This window comes from Vibrio sp. D404a (assembly GCF_030248535.1).
In the GTDB taxonomy this organism is placed as follows: Bacteria; Pseudomonadota; Gammaproteobacteria; order Enterobacterales; family Vibrionaceae; genus Vibrio.
This window is the reverse complement of sequence record NZ_JAHGAJ010000007.1, coordinates 174,253-190,786: the sequence shown is the minus strand read 5'-3', so window position 1 is coordinate 190,786 and position 16,534 is coordinate 174,253. Positions and strand designations below refer to the sequence as shown.

The 16,534-nt window shown below is 45.6% G+C and carries 16 protein-coding genes; 14 read left to right on the top strand and 2 right to left on the bottom strand.

The genetic code is table 11. The features are described from left to right. Positions 1-146: 146 nt before the first annotated feature. Positions 147-3,287: a ribonuclease E gene (gene rne / locus KI655_RS04975; protein WP_285402325.1), complete on the bottom strand. Its 3,141-nt coding sequence runs from the start codon at positions 3,285-3,287 to the stop codon at positions 147-149. A 594-nt stretch (positions 3,288-3,881) separates the two neighbouring features. Here rne and rluC point away from each other — a divergent pair. Further along, a complete protein-coding gene (rluC, locus tag KI655_RS04970; protein WP_285402323.1) occupies positions 3,882-4,826 on the top strand; it encodes a 23S rRNA pseudouridine(955/2504/2580) synthase RluC in 945 nt (314 codons plus the stop codon). A 299-nt stretch (positions 4,827-5,125) separates the two neighbouring features. Here rluC and KI655_RS04965 read toward each other — a convergent pair whose 3' ends face one another. After that, a complete protein-coding gene (locus KI655_RS04965) occupies positions 5,126-5,707 on the bottom strand; it encodes a nucleoside triphosphate pyrophosphatase (protein WP_285402321.1) in 582 nt (193 codons plus the stop codon). A gap of 149 nt (positions 5,708-5,856) precedes the next feature. Between KI655_RS04965 and yceD the strand changes: the two genes are divergently transcribed. The 13 genes from yceD (at position 5,857) to KI655_RS04900 (ending at position 16,378) form a co-directional block, all read left to right on the top strand. Further along, on the top strand, positions 5,857-6,384 hold the full coding sequence (yceD, locus tag KI655_RS04960; protein WP_239841480.1) for a 23S rRNA accumulation protein YceD: 528 nt from the start codon (positions 5,857-5,859) through the stop codon (positions 6,382-6,384). 35 nt (positions 6,385-6,419) lie between these two features. Beyond that, positions 6,420-6,590 (top strand): 50S ribosomal protein L32, encoded by a 171-nt coding sequence (rpmF, locus tag KI655_RS04955; RefSeq protein ID WP_004414666.1) that lies wholly within the window; start codon positions 6,420-6,422, stop codon positions 6,588-6,590. 10 nt (positions 6,591-6,600) lie between these two features. Next, a complete protein-coding gene (gene plsX / locus KI655_RS04950) occupies positions 6,601-7,626 on the top strand; it encodes a phosphate acyltransferase PlsX (RefSeq protein ID WP_285402319.1) in 1,026 nt (341 codons plus the stop codon). Positions 7,627-7,631: 5 nt separating this feature from the next. Continuing rightward, a complete protein-coding gene (locus tag KI655_RS04945; RefSeq protein WP_285402317.1) occupies positions 7,632-8,582 on the top strand; it encodes a beta-ketoacyl-ACP synthase III in 951 nt (316 codons plus the stop codon). A gap of 78 nt (positions 8,583-8,660) precedes the next feature. Next, on the top strand, positions 8,661-9,584 hold the full coding sequence (gene fabD / locus KI655_RS04940) for an ACP S-malonyltransferase (protein ID WP_285402315.1): 924 nt from the start codon (positions 8,661-8,663) through the stop codon (positions 9,582-9,584). A 20-nt stretch (positions 9,585-9,604) separates the two neighbouring features. Continuing rightward, positions 9,605-10,339, top strand: coding sequence for a 3-oxoacyl-ACP reductase FabG (gene fabG / locus KI655_RS04935; protein ID WP_172974268.1), 735 nt, complete (start codon positions 9,605-9,607; stop codon positions 10,337-10,339). 166 nt (positions 10,340-10,505) lie between these two features. Then, positions 10,506-10,739, top strand: a complete 234-nt coding sequence (gene acpP / locus KI655_RS04930) for an acyl carrier protein (protein WP_004737381.1) — start codon at positions 10,506-10,508, stop codon at positions 10,737-10,739. Between the two features lie 93 nt (positions 10,740-10,832). Beyond that, positions 10,833-12,077 carry a beta-ketoacyl-ACP synthase II gene (gene fabF / locus KI655_RS04925; RefSeq protein ID WP_032552037.1) on the top strand — a complete coding sequence of 415 codons (1,245 nt, stop codon included), beginning with the start codon at positions 10,833-10,835 and terminating at the stop codon, positions 12,075-12,077. 103 nt (positions 12,078-12,180) lie between these two features. Then, the gene (pabC, locus tag KI655_RS04920; RefSeq protein ID WP_285402273.1) at positions 12,181-12,990 is read left to right on the top strand and encodes an aminodeoxychorismate lyase; all 810 of its coding nucleotides are present in this window, start codon (positions 12,181-12,183) and stop codon (positions 12,988-12,990) included. After that, positions 12,987-14,003, top strand: a complete 1,017-nt coding sequence (mltG, locus tag KI655_RS04915) for an endolytic transglycosylase MltG (RefSeq protein WP_285402272.1) — start codon at positions 12,987-12,989, stop codon at positions 14,001-14,003. Before pabC ends, mltG begins: the two co-directional genes overlap by 4 nt. 11 nt (positions 14,004-14,014) lie before the next feature. Then, positions 14,015-14,647 carry a dTMP kinase gene (gene tmk, locus KI655_RS04910; protein WP_285402270.1) on the top strand — a complete coding sequence of 211 codons (633 nt, stop codon included), beginning with the start codon at positions 14,015-14,017 and terminating at the stop codon, positions 14,645-14,647. A 7-nt stretch (positions 14,648-14,654) separates the two neighbouring features. After that, a complete protein-coding gene (locus tag KI655_RS04905) occupies positions 14,655-15,620 on the top strand; it encodes a DNA polymerase III subunit delta' (RefSeq protein ID WP_285402268.1) in 966 nt (321 codons plus the stop codon). Continuing rightward, entirely contained in the window at positions 15,611-16,378 is a 768-nt protein-coding gene (locus tag KI655_RS04900; protein ID WP_285402267.1) for a TatD family hydrolase, read from the top strand. Before KI655_RS04905 ends, KI655_RS04900 begins: the two co-directional genes overlap by 10 nt. Positions 16,379-16,534 lie beyond the last annotated feature (156 nt).

Below are 16,534 nucleotides of genomic sequence, written 5' to 3'. Positions count from 1 at the left end.
ACCCAAAAATGTGATTAAGTTCAAGGTTGAACCCAACTTTGAGTAATATATCTATTAATCGTTATTCCGATAACGGATATAAAAAAGGCTGCTTATTATAAGCAGCCTTTGATTCTATTTACTTAAGATTTTACAACAGTAAATGCTTAGTAGTTTGGCTTAGTCATGCCTGAACCCGCTTGGTTCGAAGCCGCTTGGCTACCTGCGCCTTTTGCAACGTAGCGCTCGCTACGGAAAGGTGCAGCAACAACTTCAATCTCTTTGATCTCTTGTGGACCAGGAGCTTTCGTCATTGGTGAGCTTGCTTGCTTCTTCACTTCTACTGAAGGTTTTGCTTCAGCCGTCTCAACAACTGATTTCGCTTCAACAGCAGGTTTAGCTTCGACAACTGGAGCTTCTGCAACAGGAGTTTCAGTCACAGTCTCTTCAGCTTTCGCTTCAACTGTTTCTTCAACTTCAACAGACTCTTCAATTGCAGGTGCCGCTTCTTCAACAACAGGCGCTGCTACAGGCGTTTCAGCAGTAGACGTTTCAACAGCAGGAGTCTCAACCACAGGTGTATCAACAACTGGTTGTGCTACGACTTCTTCAGCTTTCGCCTCAACAACAGCTTCTACCGCAGGTTCTTCACGACGGATAATTACCTTACCCATTGCCATTTCAGGACATGCAAAACCACCTGCAATCACAACGTTACTCTGAACTGCTTCTAGCTCAGTTGATTGTTGAGTTTGCACTTCTGCTTTAGCCGCTTCAGGCTTCGCTTGCTTGTGGTGTGGCTTAGGCACGAAACGAGGCATCACTTTACCCATCGCCATCTCTGGAGATGCTACACCACCTTTACGTAGGCGGAATGGGTTAGGGCGACGATCACGACCGCGACGACGACGTTGACCACTTGCACGTAGGTGACGTGGAGAACGACGGTTGCGACGTTGCTTCGGCTCTTCCTGCTCTGCTTGTTCAGCGTTTGCTTGGTTAGCTTCTACTTGATCAGCCACTTTTTGCTCTTGAGCAACAGACTTATCTTTTGATGCAACTTGGTCTTTAGCTGAAGGTGCTTTTTGCTCTTTCGCTGGTTGGTCAGCTTGTGCTTGCTGATCCTTCACACGAATTTGCTTGTTCAGTTTACGACGTTGACGACGCTCTTTAACTTTAGCCGCTTTCGCTTCAGATTTAGGCTTTTGACCTTCAGGCTTAGACGCTTGTGCATCTGCTGCAAGTTGTTGGCCTTGTTCTGCAAGTTTCGATGGTGCCTGCTCTTCGCGTTGTGGCTTCTGCTCGTCACGCTGCTTGTTGCGGCGGTCTTGCTTAGGCTTGCGGTTTTGACGAGGTTGCTGAGTCGCGGTCTCTTTTTGCTCTTCAGGTTTTTCGTCACGAGCTGGCTTACGGCGGCGCTTGTTATCGCGGTTTTCGTTACGATCACCACGTTGGTTGCGACGACGGTTGTCGTTACGATCGCGACGCTGGCGGTTGCCGTTGTTGCGATTGTTCTTAGGTTTCTCTTCTTGCTTCTCTTCTTGTTTCTCTTCTTGAGTTGAAGAGCCACCGAATAGGAAGCTGCCAATAGCCTTAAAGAAGCGGCTGATTAGGCCAGATTCTTGTGCTTTAGGCTCTTCTTTCTTCTCTTCTACTTTTGCAGCTGCTGCTTTTGGTGCCGGAGCTGGTGCAGATTGAGCTGGAGCAGCGAAGCCTTTCAGTGCAGGTTCTTCAATCTTCTTAGGACGAATAGTCTGTTCAGCTGGTTCTTTGCTTTCTGCTTCTTTCAGCGCATCTAGCTTCTTAGGAAGTAGGTAAGACAGTAGATCGAACTCTTCACCTTCACGAACACGGATAACTTCGAAGTGCGGAGTTTCCATGTCTGAGTTAGGAACAACAGTGATCTTAACTTCTTGGTTCTTCTCAATGTGGTTTACTGAGCGACGTTTTTCATTCAGAAGGTAAGAAGCGATAGGAACAGGCACAACCGCAAGGACTTGCGCTGTGTTGTCTTTCAGTGCTTCTTCTTCGATCAAACGTAGAACAGACAGTGCTAGAGATTCGTTATCACGAACAACGCCCGTACCTGTACAACGAGGACAGATGTGGTGGCTTGCTTCTGCTAGAGAAGGGCTCAAACGTTGACGAGACATCTCAAGTAGACCAAAGCGAGAGATACGGCCGATTTGAACACGTGCACGGTCTAGACGAACGGCATCACGTAGGCGGCTTTCTACTTCGCGTTGGTGGCGAACTGGTGTCATATCGATGAAGTCGATTACCACTAGACCACCTAGGTCACGTAGGCGAAGTTGGCGTGCAATTTCGTCTGCGGCTTCTAGGTTAGTGTTTAGTGCTGTCTCTTCAATATCGCCGCCCTTTGTTGCACGAGCAGAGTTGATATCGATAGAAGTTAACGCTTCAGTTGGGTCGATAACGATTGAACCACCAGACGGAAGGCGAACCTCACGTTGGAAAGCTGATTCAATTTGGCTCTCGATTTGGTAGTGACTGAATAGAGGCACTTCACCATCGTACTTCTTAACGCGACTGATAAAGTCAGGGCGCACTAGTTGAATGTGCGCTTGTGCACGCTCAAAAATAGTGTTGCTGTCGATAAGAATCTCACCAATATCGCGACGTAGGTAGTCACGAATTGCACGTACGATAACGTTACTTTCTTGGTGAATTAGGAAAGGCGCTGCATTTGAGTCTGAAGCTTGTTTGATCGCACCCCAGTGATTAAGTAGAACGTTTAAGTCCCACTCAAGCTCTTCTGCGCTTTTGCCAACACCCGCTGTACGTACGATTAGGCCCATACCTTGAGGAAGCTCAAGCGTGCTTAAAGCGGCTTTTAGTTGTGTACGCTCATCACCTTCGATACGGCGAGAAATACCGCCTGCACGAGGGTTGTTTGGCATAAGAACTAAGTAGCTACCCGCCAAAGAGATGAAAGTAGTCAGTGCAGCACCTTTGCTACCACGTTCTTCTTTCTCAACTTGTACGATAACTTCCTGACCTTCCTTTAGCACTTCTTTGATGCTTGGACGGCCTTGGTAGGTGTAACCTTCAGGGAAGTATTCGCGGGCAATTTCTTTAAGAGGGAGGAAACCGTGACGTTCTGCGCCGTAGTCAACAAATGCCGCTTCTAGGCTTGGTTCAATACGAGTGATACGTCCTTTGTAGATATTCGCTTTTTTTGATTCGTGACCTGGACTTTCGATATCAAGATCGAAAAGTCGCTGGCCGTCAACCAAAGCGACACGCAACTCTTCTTTTTGAGTTGCGTTAATTAACATTCTTTTCATTTAGAAATACTCATTGTCTTTTCTTATTTTCATCATTGTTCTTGTCGCTTGATTTCGTTACTCATGGTGCCTGATCCCATGGCTTTATCGGTGCAGCCTCCCGGCTGGAAGGGATGCTCTTGGGGCACGTCAGTCATCATAGATATTGATCTATGATCCGCGATGTGGCGGTGAATACTCAACACGAGTGTACGTGAGTAGAGCGACAAGGAACTCAGTTAACGGTGTCTTACGCCAGTGCAGCACGGTTTTGGCTGAGTCATCTACTCATTTACTTGCTTGTGAATGGATGACTGTTTAAATAGTAGTCAAACCATAGATAGCAGCTGTGAACTATAGCAGTGGTCGGTAATCACAGCAATCTGCTTTATCAGAATGCGCGAAAAAAAACGGTTTTTATTTGGGTTTTGATAGCTCTAACTCACTGTCTATCAATAATTTATCAAATGATATTTAATTTTGCGGCAGTCTTGACGATTTTTTGTTCGAAGAATCAAACAAATATAGAAGTTTCCCACCTCCTTTTGGGTATAATCGCGTTGAAAAATGCAATTAACTCTCAATTATCAAATTTGACAGTGATACACTAACCGCATGAGCGAAATTAGAACCAAAGTCCAATTTGTCGACATCGACGAAGATATGGCTGGTCAACGCATAGACAATTTCTTGCGTAACCAATTAAAAAATATCCCGAAAAGTATGATTTATCGAATCGTACGTAAGGGCGAAGTGCGCGTTAACAAAAAGCGTATCAAGGCAGAATATAAGCTGAAGGCGGGCGACCTAGTTCGTATCCCTCCAGTGACTATCGAAGAAAAAGTTGAAGAGCATGTGCCAAGCACCAAGCTGAACAAGGTTTCAGAGTTAGAGCACTGTATCATCTATGAAGATGATCACATGCTTATCTTGAATAAACCTTCTGGTACAGCAGTACACGGTGGTAGCGGATTAAAGTTCGGTGCCATTGAAGCACTGCGTGCACTACGACCAGAGGCTCGTTTTTTAGAGCTTGTACACCGTATTGATAGAGATACCTCAGGTATTCTTCTGGTTGCGAAAAAGCGTTCGGCGCTGCGTCACCTGCAAGCTCAGTTCCGTGAAAAAACGGTTCAGAAGTACTATTTCGCTCTTGTTATGGGTGAATGGAAAAACAGCTGCAAGGTGGTGAATGCACCGCTGCTTAAAAATGAAGTGAACAGTATTGTTCGAGTTAACCCGAACGGTAAGGCATCAGAAACGCGTTTTAAGGTGTTAGAAAAGTTCAAAGAGGCGACCTTGATTCAAGCAAGCCCGATTACAGGTCGTACTCACCAAATCCGTGTACACACTCAATACACGGGTCACCCGATAGCGTGGGATGATCGCTATGGTGATCGCCGCTTTGATGCTTATACAGGTAAAGTTGGTTTGGACCGCTTATTCCTGCACGCAGCAAACATTAAATTTACGCATCCAGGCAGTGAAGAGAAGATGGATATCTCGGCACCAATGGAAGCTAGACTAGAAAAAGCGATCGCTGGGTTACGTAAGCTTTAATTTCTAAAGATACGAGATACGAGATACGAGATACAAAAGAGAAATTCTCTCTCTGAGTTAGGTATCCCGAAATGAGAAAGGTTGACGAATATCGTCAACCTTTTTTGTTTGTGCCGTGGTAGGAGAGCCCCAACTCGCTCGTTCCTCGCTCTTGAGGATGACGAACTTTGGTTTTTAGCGATAAAGTAACCCGTTATGTTAGTTGAATCGTGTTATTCTAAAATGAGTGATAAACCTCTGTCATTCCCTAGACTGACGAAGGAAGGAGTAGGGAATCGCTAGCAACGGGATTGGAGCACTTAAAGCACATTCATCCCTTGCACTTCCAACATGTCGATCAAATCGATCAGAGGAAGTCCAATCAAGGTATTCGGATCTTTACCTTCAAGACGTTCAAACAGAGCAATACCTAGCCCTTCACTTTTGAAGCTACCTGCGCAATAGAATGGCTGCTCTTTATCAACGTAGTTTTCAATCTGTGCTGTGGTTAGTTGACGAAAGTGAACAATAAAGGTGTCGAGACGCGTGTCAGCTTGTTGGGTCTCGGTATTCCAAACAGAGAGGCCGGTATAGAAGGTAATGCTTTTACCGCTTTGTCGAGACAGCTGTTCAATGGCTTTTTCACGTGTATGGGGCTTTCCTATGATTTCACCATCAATCACACAAACCTGATCGGAGCCGATGACTAGGCTAGGAGAAGCGACTTCACAAGATTTAGCTTTCTCTTGCGCTAGTCGAGTGACGAGTTGTTGAGGTGTCTCATCAACTAGCGGCGTTTCATCGCAGTCTGGTTTGGCGGTGACAAAGTCTAAATGCAGTTTTTTAAGGATCTCTTGCCTAAATGGGGAAGTAGAGGCCAAAACTAGTTGGTAATTTTTCATTTTAATTTACAATTCATAGAAGCATTTAATGCAGGATATAGTAACTTATCTTGATATTCATAATGCTCTGTATGGGAAAGGTAAAAAAGTGTACTTTTTTTGCCATTTCCTTTGACTAAACTCGATTTGGAAGATAATATTCGCGCCCTATGCAAAAGGTAAAAATACCGCGTACAGTTGATCCGGCTAGAACCGCTCAAAAACGACTTGATTTAGATGGCATCATCCAAACCAGTCTTTTCAAGCGCTTAAGCGAGGCAACTGAAGGCGTAAAACGTGACGCGCAAGTCTCATTGTCATTTGGGCTTGATGAACAACGATTAGTCGTTATCTCTGGTAAAGCTAACGTCGAAGTCGATTTAGAGTGTCAGCGTTGTAATGAGGTTTTCGCACATGAGTGCGATGTCGAATTCACTTATACTCCTTACTACAATGAGAAAAGTGAAGAAGAAGCACCGGAAGAGTACGATTTGGTAGATCTGAACGAGTACGGTGAGTTAGACCTGATTCAACTAGTTGAAGACGAGTTCATCCTTGGATTGCCACAAGTAGCAATGCACGACGAAGCGGACTGTAGCGTTAACTCAAATAACTTGGTGTTTGGTGAACTTCCTGAAGAAATTGAGGAAGATAAGAAGCCGAATCCATTTGATGTTTTAAAAAGCTTAAAGAAGTAACTGCTTCTTTAAGAATTTACATAGGAGTAGGGTCAATGGCCGTACAAAAGAGCAAGAAATCACGTTCAATGCGTGGCATGCGTCGTTCACACGATGCGCTAACTACAGCTGCACTTTCTGTAGACGCAACTTCAGGTGAAACTCACCTACGTCACAACGTGACTGCGGAAGGTTACTACCGCGGCAAAAAGGTTATCAACAAGTAAGGTTGACCTTTTGCAAAATATAACCGTTGCGCTTGATGCAATGGGCGGGGATTTCGGTCCTCGTGTAACAGTGCCTGCCGCCGTGCAGGCACTGTCGTATTTCCCAGAGCTAAAAGTCATTCTCATAGGTGATCGAAACGCGATCACATCTCAATTATCCTCATTAGGTCGACAGCCTGATTCTCGTTTGAGCATCCAGCATTGTGACCGAGTAATCTCCAACTCAGAAAAGCCTTCTCTTGCCTTAAGAAACAGTCAGGGCAGTTCGATGCGTGAAGCAATCGATCTGGTTGCAGAATCTCAAGCAGACGCATGTGTCAGCGGTGGTAATACCGGCGCGTTGATGGCTTTGTCTCGTTTTCGTCTAAAGTTACTCCCAGGTATTGATCGCCCAGCTCTCGTTTCAGCATTGCCTACCGCTTCCGGTAGTCGTACGTGGATGTTGGACCTCGGTGCCAACGTATCCAGTGACGCAGACTCTCTTTTTCAATTTGCTGTAATGGGAAGTGCATTAGCAGAACAACATTTAGGCCGCCCTCCACGTGTCGCTATTTTGAATATCGGCGCAGAAGAAATAAAAGGTAATGACCTTGTAAAACGATGCGCGGAAATGTTGTCTAACACCCAGTCTGTGAACTTCATCGGCTATATTGAAGGAAATCAATTGCTGCAAGATGCAGCAGATGTGGTTGTTTGTGATGGTTTTGTGGGCAATGTGTGCCTAAAAACGTGTGAAGGCACTGCGCAGCTCTTTATTGATAAGCTAAAAACGCGCATCATGGCGTCAACGATAAAGGGTTGGATCGCCAGAATATTGTTTTCTGAGCTATTTACTGAATTAAAAACCTTGAACCCCGACCAGTATAACGGCGCAAGTTTGTTAGGATTGCGCGGCATTGTCATAAAAAGTCATGGAAGTGCTGATGTGTCTGCCGTCGTCAACGCGATTGGCGAAGCAGTACACGAGGTCAAACGACAAGTCCCTAGCCGCATTAGCGATCGTTTGGAAGCGGTTTTACTCGAGAGGCATTATTAGTCTTCATGTATAGCAAAATATTAGGTACTGGCAGCTACTTGCCATCTCAGGTGCGTACTAACGCAGATCTAGAGAAAATGGTAGAGACTAGCGATGAGTGGATTGTTGCTAGAACAGGAATTAAAGAGCGTCGTATTGCTGCTGAAAACGAAACAGTAGCGGATATGGCGTTTTACGCTGCAGAAAACGCGATTGAAATGGCGGGTATCGATAAAGAAGATATCGACTTGATCATCGTCGCGACAACCAGCAGCAGCCACACGTTCCCATCTTCTGCATGTCAGGTACAAGGTAAGCTTGGTATTAAAGGCTGCCCAGCATTTGACTTGGCTGCGGCTTGTTCTGGTTTTGTTTATGCATTATCAGTGGCAGACCAGCACATCAAATCAGGTATGTGCAAGAACGTATTGGTCATTGGCGCAGATGCACTGTCTAAAACCTGTGACCCAACGGATCGCTCGACTATCATCTTATTTGGTGATGCAGCAGGTGCGGTGGTTGTAGGTGCAAGTGAAGAGCCAGGTATTCTATCAACGCACATTTACTCTGATGGTAAATACGGCGAGCTACTAAGTCTTGAAGTACCAGAGCGCGGCGGTGACGCTGACAAATGGCTACACATGGCGGGCAATGAAGTATTTAAAGTGGCGGTAACTCAGCTTTCTAAGCTAGTTAAAGACACATTGGCTGCAAATAATATGGATAAGTCTGAGCTGGATTGGTTAGTACCACACCAAGCTAACTACCGTATTATTTCAGCGACGGCTAAAAAGCTAACCATGTCGCTTGATCAAGTGGTGATCACTCTTGATAAGCACGGTAACACGTCGGCAGCGACGGTTCCGACAGCGTTAGATGAAGCGGTTCGTGATGGACGAATTAAACGCGGTCAGACTCTTCTTCTTGAAGCGTTTGGTGGCGGTTTCACTTGGGGCTCAGCGCTCGTTAAGTTCTAACCCTAAGTTGACTGAACAATCAAGGCACATCGTTATGTGCCTTATTCATTTTTTTGCATTGCTTAAAGGATAATTACAATGAGCAAGTTTGCTATCGTATTCCCAGGCCAAGGTTCTCAAGCTATCGGTATGCTTGCTGAACTAGGCGAACAGTATGATGTTGTTAAACAAACATTTGCTGAAGCTTCTGAAGCACTTGGTTATGACCTATGGGCACTGGTTCAAGAAGGCCCAGTAGAAAATCTAAATGAAACTTTCCGTACTCAACCAGCTCTACTTACTGCATCTGTAGCGATCTGGCGTGTATGGCAAGAGCTTGGCCTAGAGCAGCCTGCAAACCTAGCAGGTCACAGCCTAGGTGAGTACTCTGCACTAGTATGTGCTGGCGTTATCGACTTTAAAGAAGCGATCAAGCTAGTTGAACTACGTGGTCAACTGATGCAAGAAGCGGTACCAGCAGGCGTTGGTGCAATGTACGCAATCATTGGTCTAGACGACGAATCTATCGCAAAAGCGTGTGAAGAAGCGGCGCAAGATGAAGTGGTTTCTCCAGTGAACTTCAACTCTCCAGGTCAAGTTGTTATCGCAGGTAACAAAGCGGCTGTAGAGCGTGCTGGTGCACTATGTAAAGAAGCGGGCGCTAAGCGTGCTCTTCCACTTCCTGTCTCTGTACCGTCTCACTGTGCACTGATGAAGCCAGCTGCAGATAAGCTAGCGGTTGCTCTAGAAGCGCTAGAGTTCAACACGCCAGTTCTGCCTGTAATCAACAACGTTGATGTGGCTGCTGAAACAGATCCAGCAAAAATCAAAGATGCACTTGTTCGTCAACTTTACAGCCCAGTTCGTTGGACTGAAGGTGTTCAAGCAATGAACGAGCAAGGCGTTGAGAAACTACTAGAATTAGGCCCAGGTAAGGTTCTTACTGGTCTAACTAAGCGTATTGTTAAAACAATGACAGCTGCTGCAGTAAACGATGCTGCATCACTAGAAGCTGCTAAATAACGACATAAAGAGAAGTTATGATGAATTTAGAAGGCAAAGTTGCACTAGTTACAGGTGCAAGCCGTGGTATCGGTCGTGCTATCGCTGAACTACTAGTTGAGCGCGGTGCTAAAGTTATCGGTACTGCAACGTCAGAAAACGGTGCTGCTGCGATCAGCGAGTATCTTGGTGAGAACGGTAAAGGTCTTGCTCTGAACGTAACAGATGTTGATTCTATCGCTGCAACACTAAAAACCATCAACGATGAGTTTGGTGCGATTGATATCCTAGTGAACAATGCTGGTATCACACGCGATAACCTACTTATGCGCATGAAAGATGACGAGTGGAACGATATCATCGATACTAACCTAACGCCTATCTACCGCATGTCTAAAGCTGTACTTCGTGGCATGATGAAGAAGCGTGAAGGCCGTATCATCAACGTAGGTTCTGTTGTTGGTACTATGGGTAACGCTGGCCAAGCAAACTACGCTGCAGCTAAAGCAGGTGTTATCGGTTTCACTAAGTCTATGGCACGTGAAGTAGCTTCTCGTGGTGTGACAGTGAACACAGTTGCACCTGGCTTTATTGAAACAGACATGACAAAAGCGCTAAATGATGACCAACGTGCAGCAACTTTGGCGAATGTACCAGCAGGTCGTCTAGGTGACCCTCGCGAAATCGCTGAAGCTGTGGTATTTTTGGCGTCGCCTGCGGCAGCTTATATCACAGGTGAAACACTTCACGTCAATGGCGGTATGTACATGGTGTAAATTGTGTGCAACATTTGTGCATGATTTAAGTCAAAATCATACGTAATTTCGGTTAAAATCGCTAAAATTGTGGTTTGACCAGAAAAGTTGGCCTTGCAACTTTTAATAGATTGAATAAACTACGGAAAACATCGCATAAAGCGAACTCTGTAAAGGAAAAGAAAAAATGAGCAACCTCGAAGAACGCGTAAAGAAAATCATTGTTGAACAACTAGGTGTAGACGAAGCAGAAGTTAAAAACGAAGCTTCTTTCGTTGATGACCTAGGTGCTGATTCTCTAGACACTGTTGAGCTAGTAATGGCTCTAGAAGAAGAATTCGACACTGAAATCCCAGATGAAGAAGCTGAGAAAATTACTACTGTTCAAGCTGCTATCGATTACGTAACTAGCGCTCAGTAATAATCTCTCCCAGGCGGTCACCTCGACCGCCTGTGTTTTATCTAACTCATCTATCCTCATCCTAAATCATTTCAATCCCCGGAGTGTAAAATCGTGTCCAAGCGTCGTGTAGTTGTCACTGGCATGGGTATGTTGTCACCGGTAGGCAACACTGTAGAATCTTCTTGGAAAGCCCTGCTAGCTGGTCAAAGTGGTATCGTGAATATCGAGCACTTTGATGCAACCAATTTCTCAACTCGTTTTGCAGGTCTAGTTAAAGACTTTAACTGCGAAGAGTACATGTCTAAAAAAGATGCTCGTAAAATGGATCTATTCATCCAGTACGGCGTCGCAGCAGGTGTTCAGGCACTTGATGATTCTGGTCTAACCGTTACTGATGAGAACGCACCACGTATTGGTGTGGCTATCGGTTCTGGTATCGGCGGCTTAGGTTTGATCGAAGCAGGTCACCAAGCTCTGACTGAAAAAGGCCCTCGTAAAATCAGCCCATTCTTTGTACCGTCAACCATCGTAAACATGATCGCGGGTCACATGTCTATCATGCGTGGTCTACGTGGTCCAAACATCGCTATCTCGACAGCATGTACGACTGGTCTACACAACATCGGTCACGCAGCTCGTATGATTGCATACGGCGATGCAGATGCGATGTTAGCGGGTGGTGCTGAGAAAGCATCTACACCTCTAGGTATGGGTGGCTTCGGTGCAGCTAAAGCGCTTTCAACACGTAACGATGAGCCTCAAAAAGCTTCTCGCCCGTGGGATAAAGGCCGTGATGGCTTCGTTCTAGGTGACGGTGCAGGCATGATGGTACTAGAAGAGTACGAACACGCTAAAGCACGTGGCGCTAAGATCTACTGTGAGCTAGTAGGCTTCGGTATGTCTGGTGACGCTTACCACATGACTTCTCCAAGTGAAGATGGTTCAGGTGGCGCACTAGCAATGGAAGCGGCGATGCGTGATGCAGGCATTACTGGTGAACAGATCGGTTATGTAAACGCACACGGTACATCGACACCAGCAGGTGACGTAGCAGAAATCAAAGGCATTAAGCGTGCCCTTGGTGAAGCAGGTTACAAGCAGGTTCTTGTGTCTTCGACTAAATCGATGACGGGTCACCTTCTAGGCGCTGCAGGCTCTGCAGAAGCTATCATCACAGCAATGTCTCTGGTTGACCAAGTGGTTCCACCAACAATTAACCTAGACGATCCTGAAGAGGGTCTAGACATTGACCTAGTACCACACACAGCTCGTGAAGTAAGCGGCATGGAATATGCGGCGTGTAACTCTTTCGGCTTTGGTGGCACAAACGGCTGTTTGATCTTCAAAAAGATTTAATCATCTTATAAAAGACTCAAACATCGTAGATAGTCATTAATTAGACTTGTTTTTAAACGGCTTGATGCTTAGCATTGAGCCGTTTCTTTTTATGGAGAAAAACATGTTTTGGGTTGACGGAGAAAGCCAGCAGACGATTGCTTTAAGCGATCGCTCTTTCCAGTATGGTGACGGCTGTTTTACCACGATGTTGACATTCGATGGTGAAATTAAGCATTACAATGATCACCAACAGCGCGTTAATGCATGCCTAGCGGCTTTGCGTATTGCGCCGTTAGATTGGAACCTTGTCGACCTATGGTTAAAGCAAGCACTGAGCTCAGTCTCTCAAGAGGGGCTAGGTGGTATTAAACTGCATGTAAGTCGCGGCTCTGGCGGCCGTGGGTATAGCCCTATGGGTGCAACTGCGCCTGTGGTGACGATTAGCACGTTTGCTTACCCAGAACATTATTTAGAGTGGCAGCAATCCGGTGTACATTTAGGATTGTGTCAACATAAGCTTGGCCTCTCACCAATGCTTGCTGGACACAAACATAATAACCGTCTTGAACAGATTATTATGAAGGCCGAGATGGATGAAGCGGGCTATGTCGATGGTATTGCATTAGATATCAACGATCAGGTTGTCGAAACGACGATGGCAAATCTCTTTTGGATTAAGGGCTCACATGTCTATACGCCTAAGCTAACTGAGAGTGGCGTCGCGGGTGTGATGCGTAGACAGGCTTTGCTTGCTCTTCAAGATATTGCTGAAGTAAGCGTGGGACATTTTAATCTTGACCATCTGCTTGCTAGCGACGAAGTCTTTATGACCAATTCGATACTCGGTATCGCTCCAGTCACACAAATCAAAGAAACATCATTTGAAATTGGACCTATCACACGTACCCTTCAAGGACTTTTAAACTCGTGATTAAGAAGTTATTTATTTTTTTCGTTCTATGTTTGGTTGTTGCGGCATCTGGCGCGTTTTATATCTATAACCAAGCACAAGATCACTTAAAACAAGTGATTCAATTGGATAAGCCACAGGTTATTACTGTCGCACCGGGCACGAGTTTCAACCGTGTACTCAATAAACTGGTCAACGAAGGCTTGTTTACGGCTTCTCCATACAGCAAGTTGATCCGTAAGCTTCACCCAGAGCTGGTTGATGTCAAAGCGGGCACTTTCTTATTGGAACCCGAGCTAACACTAAACCAAGCCCTTCAAGTATTGGTTGAGGGCAAAGAGCACCAATTTACGATTACCTTTGTTGAAGGCAGTCGTTTTGACGAGTGGCGCACGCAACTTGAGCAAAATGAGTTCATTGAACAGACCCTACAAGGCGTATCTGAAGAAGAGATTGCTGAGCTATTAGGTGTTGAACACAAGAAGCTAGAAGGCCTGTTTTTAGCAGAGACTTATCACTACACCTATGGTACAAGCGATTTAGATTTATTGAAACGTGCGCATCAAGATTTGATGGACGTGGTTAATCAAGAGTGGGAAAGCCGCGCTGAAAAACTGCCACTGAAGTCACCCTATGAAGCGCTGATTCTGGCATCTATCATTGAGAAAGAAACCGCAGTGGCGTCTGAGCGCGAGCGCGTTTCATCGGTATTCGTTAATCGTCTAAATAAGCGTATGCGTCTGCAAACTGACCCAACTGTTATCTACGGCATGGGCGACAGCTATGATGGTAACATTCGTAAGAAAGACTTAAGAACACCAACACCGTACAACACCTATACCATCAATGGCCTTCCACCAACGCCAATCGCGATGGCGGGGCGAGCATCTATCAATGCAGCACTTAACCCTGAAGAGAGTAACTATCTTTACTTTGTGGCAAGTGGTACTGGTGGTCACGTATTTTCAAAAAGTTTGGCTGAGCACAACCGTGCAGTACGAGCTTACCTAAAACAACTAAGAAAAAATAAATAAAGAACAGAGCTATGAATCAGTCGAAGTTTATTACCGTAGAAGGTCTAGAAGGCGCGGGCAAAAGTACCGCGATCAACGCAATTCTGGCAACGCTAAAGGCGTCGGGTGTGGCTGAGGTCGTCAATACTCGTGAGCCTGGCGGCACGGTTCTCGCAGAGAAGATGCGTGCTTTGGTCAAAGAAGAGCATGAAGGCGAGCAGCTGCAAGATATGACTGAGCTGCTACTGATGTATGCAGCGCGTGTTCAGTTGGTTGAGAACGTCATTAAACCCGCTCTTGCAGAAGGAAAGTGGGTATTAGGCGATCGTCATGATATGTCTTCACAAGCTTACCAAGGCGGCGGTCGTCAGATCGCGCGTAACACGATGACATCGTTGAAAGAGACAACCCTAGGCGATTTTAAGCCGGATTTAACCCTATATTTAGATCTGGACCCACGTGTTGGTCTTGAGCGTGCACGTGGACGCGGTGAGCTGGACCGTATCGAAAAGATGGATATCTCATTTTTTGACCGCACCCGCGAACGCTACTTAGAGATTGCCGCACAAGATGACTCTGTATTGGTGATCAATGCAGAGCAAGAGATCGAGCAGGTTGCCGCAGACATTAAACAAGCTCTAACAACTTGGTTAGAGCAGCAGTAGGTTAAACATGACCGAGTTATACCCATGGCTCTTGCCACTTTGGAATGAGTGGAAAAAGAGCTTAGAAGCGGGGCGATTCCCTAACTCCTCGATTGTGAATGCACCACAGGGGTTAGGTATTGATGAGGCTGTCGACCAACTCACCGCGTCTTTGATGTGCATGAACTATGAAAGCGAAGCGTGTGGTTTTTGTCATAGCTGTGAACTGATGAAGTCGGGCAGTCACCCTGACTTTCACGTCATCTCTCCTGAAAAAGAGGGGAAGGCGATCACTGTTGATCAAATCCGAGCGAGTAATCGCTGGGCACAGGAGTCATCGCAATTGAATGGCCTACGTGTCATCGTGATCAGCCCAGCTGAAGCTATGAACGAATCGGCATCGAATGCTCTACTTAAGACGTTAGAAGAGCCTTCTAGTGAGTGTGTTTTTGTGTTGGTAAGCCAAAATAGCCACCGCTTGATGCCAACGATTGTGAGCCGTTGCCAGCAGTTTACGGTGAGCTCTCCGAGTATTGAGCTTGGGTGTGAATGGCTTGAACAAGAGCTTGGTAAAACCGTCCCTCAGTACGCATTGGCCTTGAATGATAATGCGCCTCTGCTCGCTAAAGCTATGGTCGAAGAAGGCGGTTTAGACAGTTCAAAACAACTGTTCGAACGCTTTTCAAAGATCGTTCAGCGCACGGATATCAATCTGATGCAAATGGCCTCTGAATTGGCGAAAGATCCTGTGGTTCAGCTGAGCTGGTTGTGGCATTTGTTATCCGATGTACAGAAGGTACATTTTGGTATTCAGAATCCGTCGTTGTTGCCCAGTGCACAAGCATTGGCTGCGACACTCTCGTACCAGTCTGCATACAAATCATCGAATCAACTTCTAGTATTACTGGAACAGTTAAAGCAACACCCAGGGCTCAACAAAGAGTTACTGATAATGAATTGGCTTATTGCCACTTGTGAGGAAACATGTTTGTAGATTCCCATTGTCATCTAGACAAGCTGGACTATCAAGATTTGCACACCAGCGTAGAAGATGTAGTTAATAAAGCGAAAGCAGCCAATGTTGAACAGCTGCTTTCTGTGGGTGTAACGCTCGATTCCTTTGAAAACATGATCGAAATGATCGCCCCTTTTGACAATGTGCATGCGTCGTGTGGTGTGCATCCATTGGATGTAGAAAGCGATTTCGACTTTGACCGAATGCGTCGCTACGCCGCTGACGATAAGGTTGTGGCTATTGGTGAAACGGGGTTGGATTACCATTACCAACCTGAAACGGCAGCACTACAACAAGAGCGTTTTAAGCAGCATGTAGCCTTGGCTGTTGAGTTGAATAAACCGTTAATTATCCACACACGCAATGCACGCGAAGATACGCTGGCGATTCTACGTGAGGGTGGCGCGCAGAAGTGTGGTGGTGTAATTCACTGTTTTACAGAAGATCAAGCTTTCGCTGATGCTGCTATGGAACTTGGGTTTTATATCTCTATTTCAGGGATCGTAACCTTTAGGCAAGCAACTGAGTTGAAGGAAGTGGTTAAAAATATCCCACTGGATAGGCTACTGATTGAAACAGATTCCCCATACTTGGCACCTGTACCATATCGTGGTAAACAGAATCAGCCTGCATATGTAGTGGAAGTGGCTGCGTATATCGCACAGCTCAAGGGAATCTCAATGAAAGAAATTGCACAAAAAACCACAGAAAATTATCAAAAACTTTTTTTGCGATAAAAAGTAAAGTTAATAAACAAAAGGGAGCGTGAGCTCCCTTTTTTGCGTATTAGATCACCAAAACGCTCAACTTTTTTAATGTTTACGAATTATGTTGAACTTGAGAGCATGAAATGCAACATTTGTAAATTTGTTACGTGAAATAACATTGCCCTT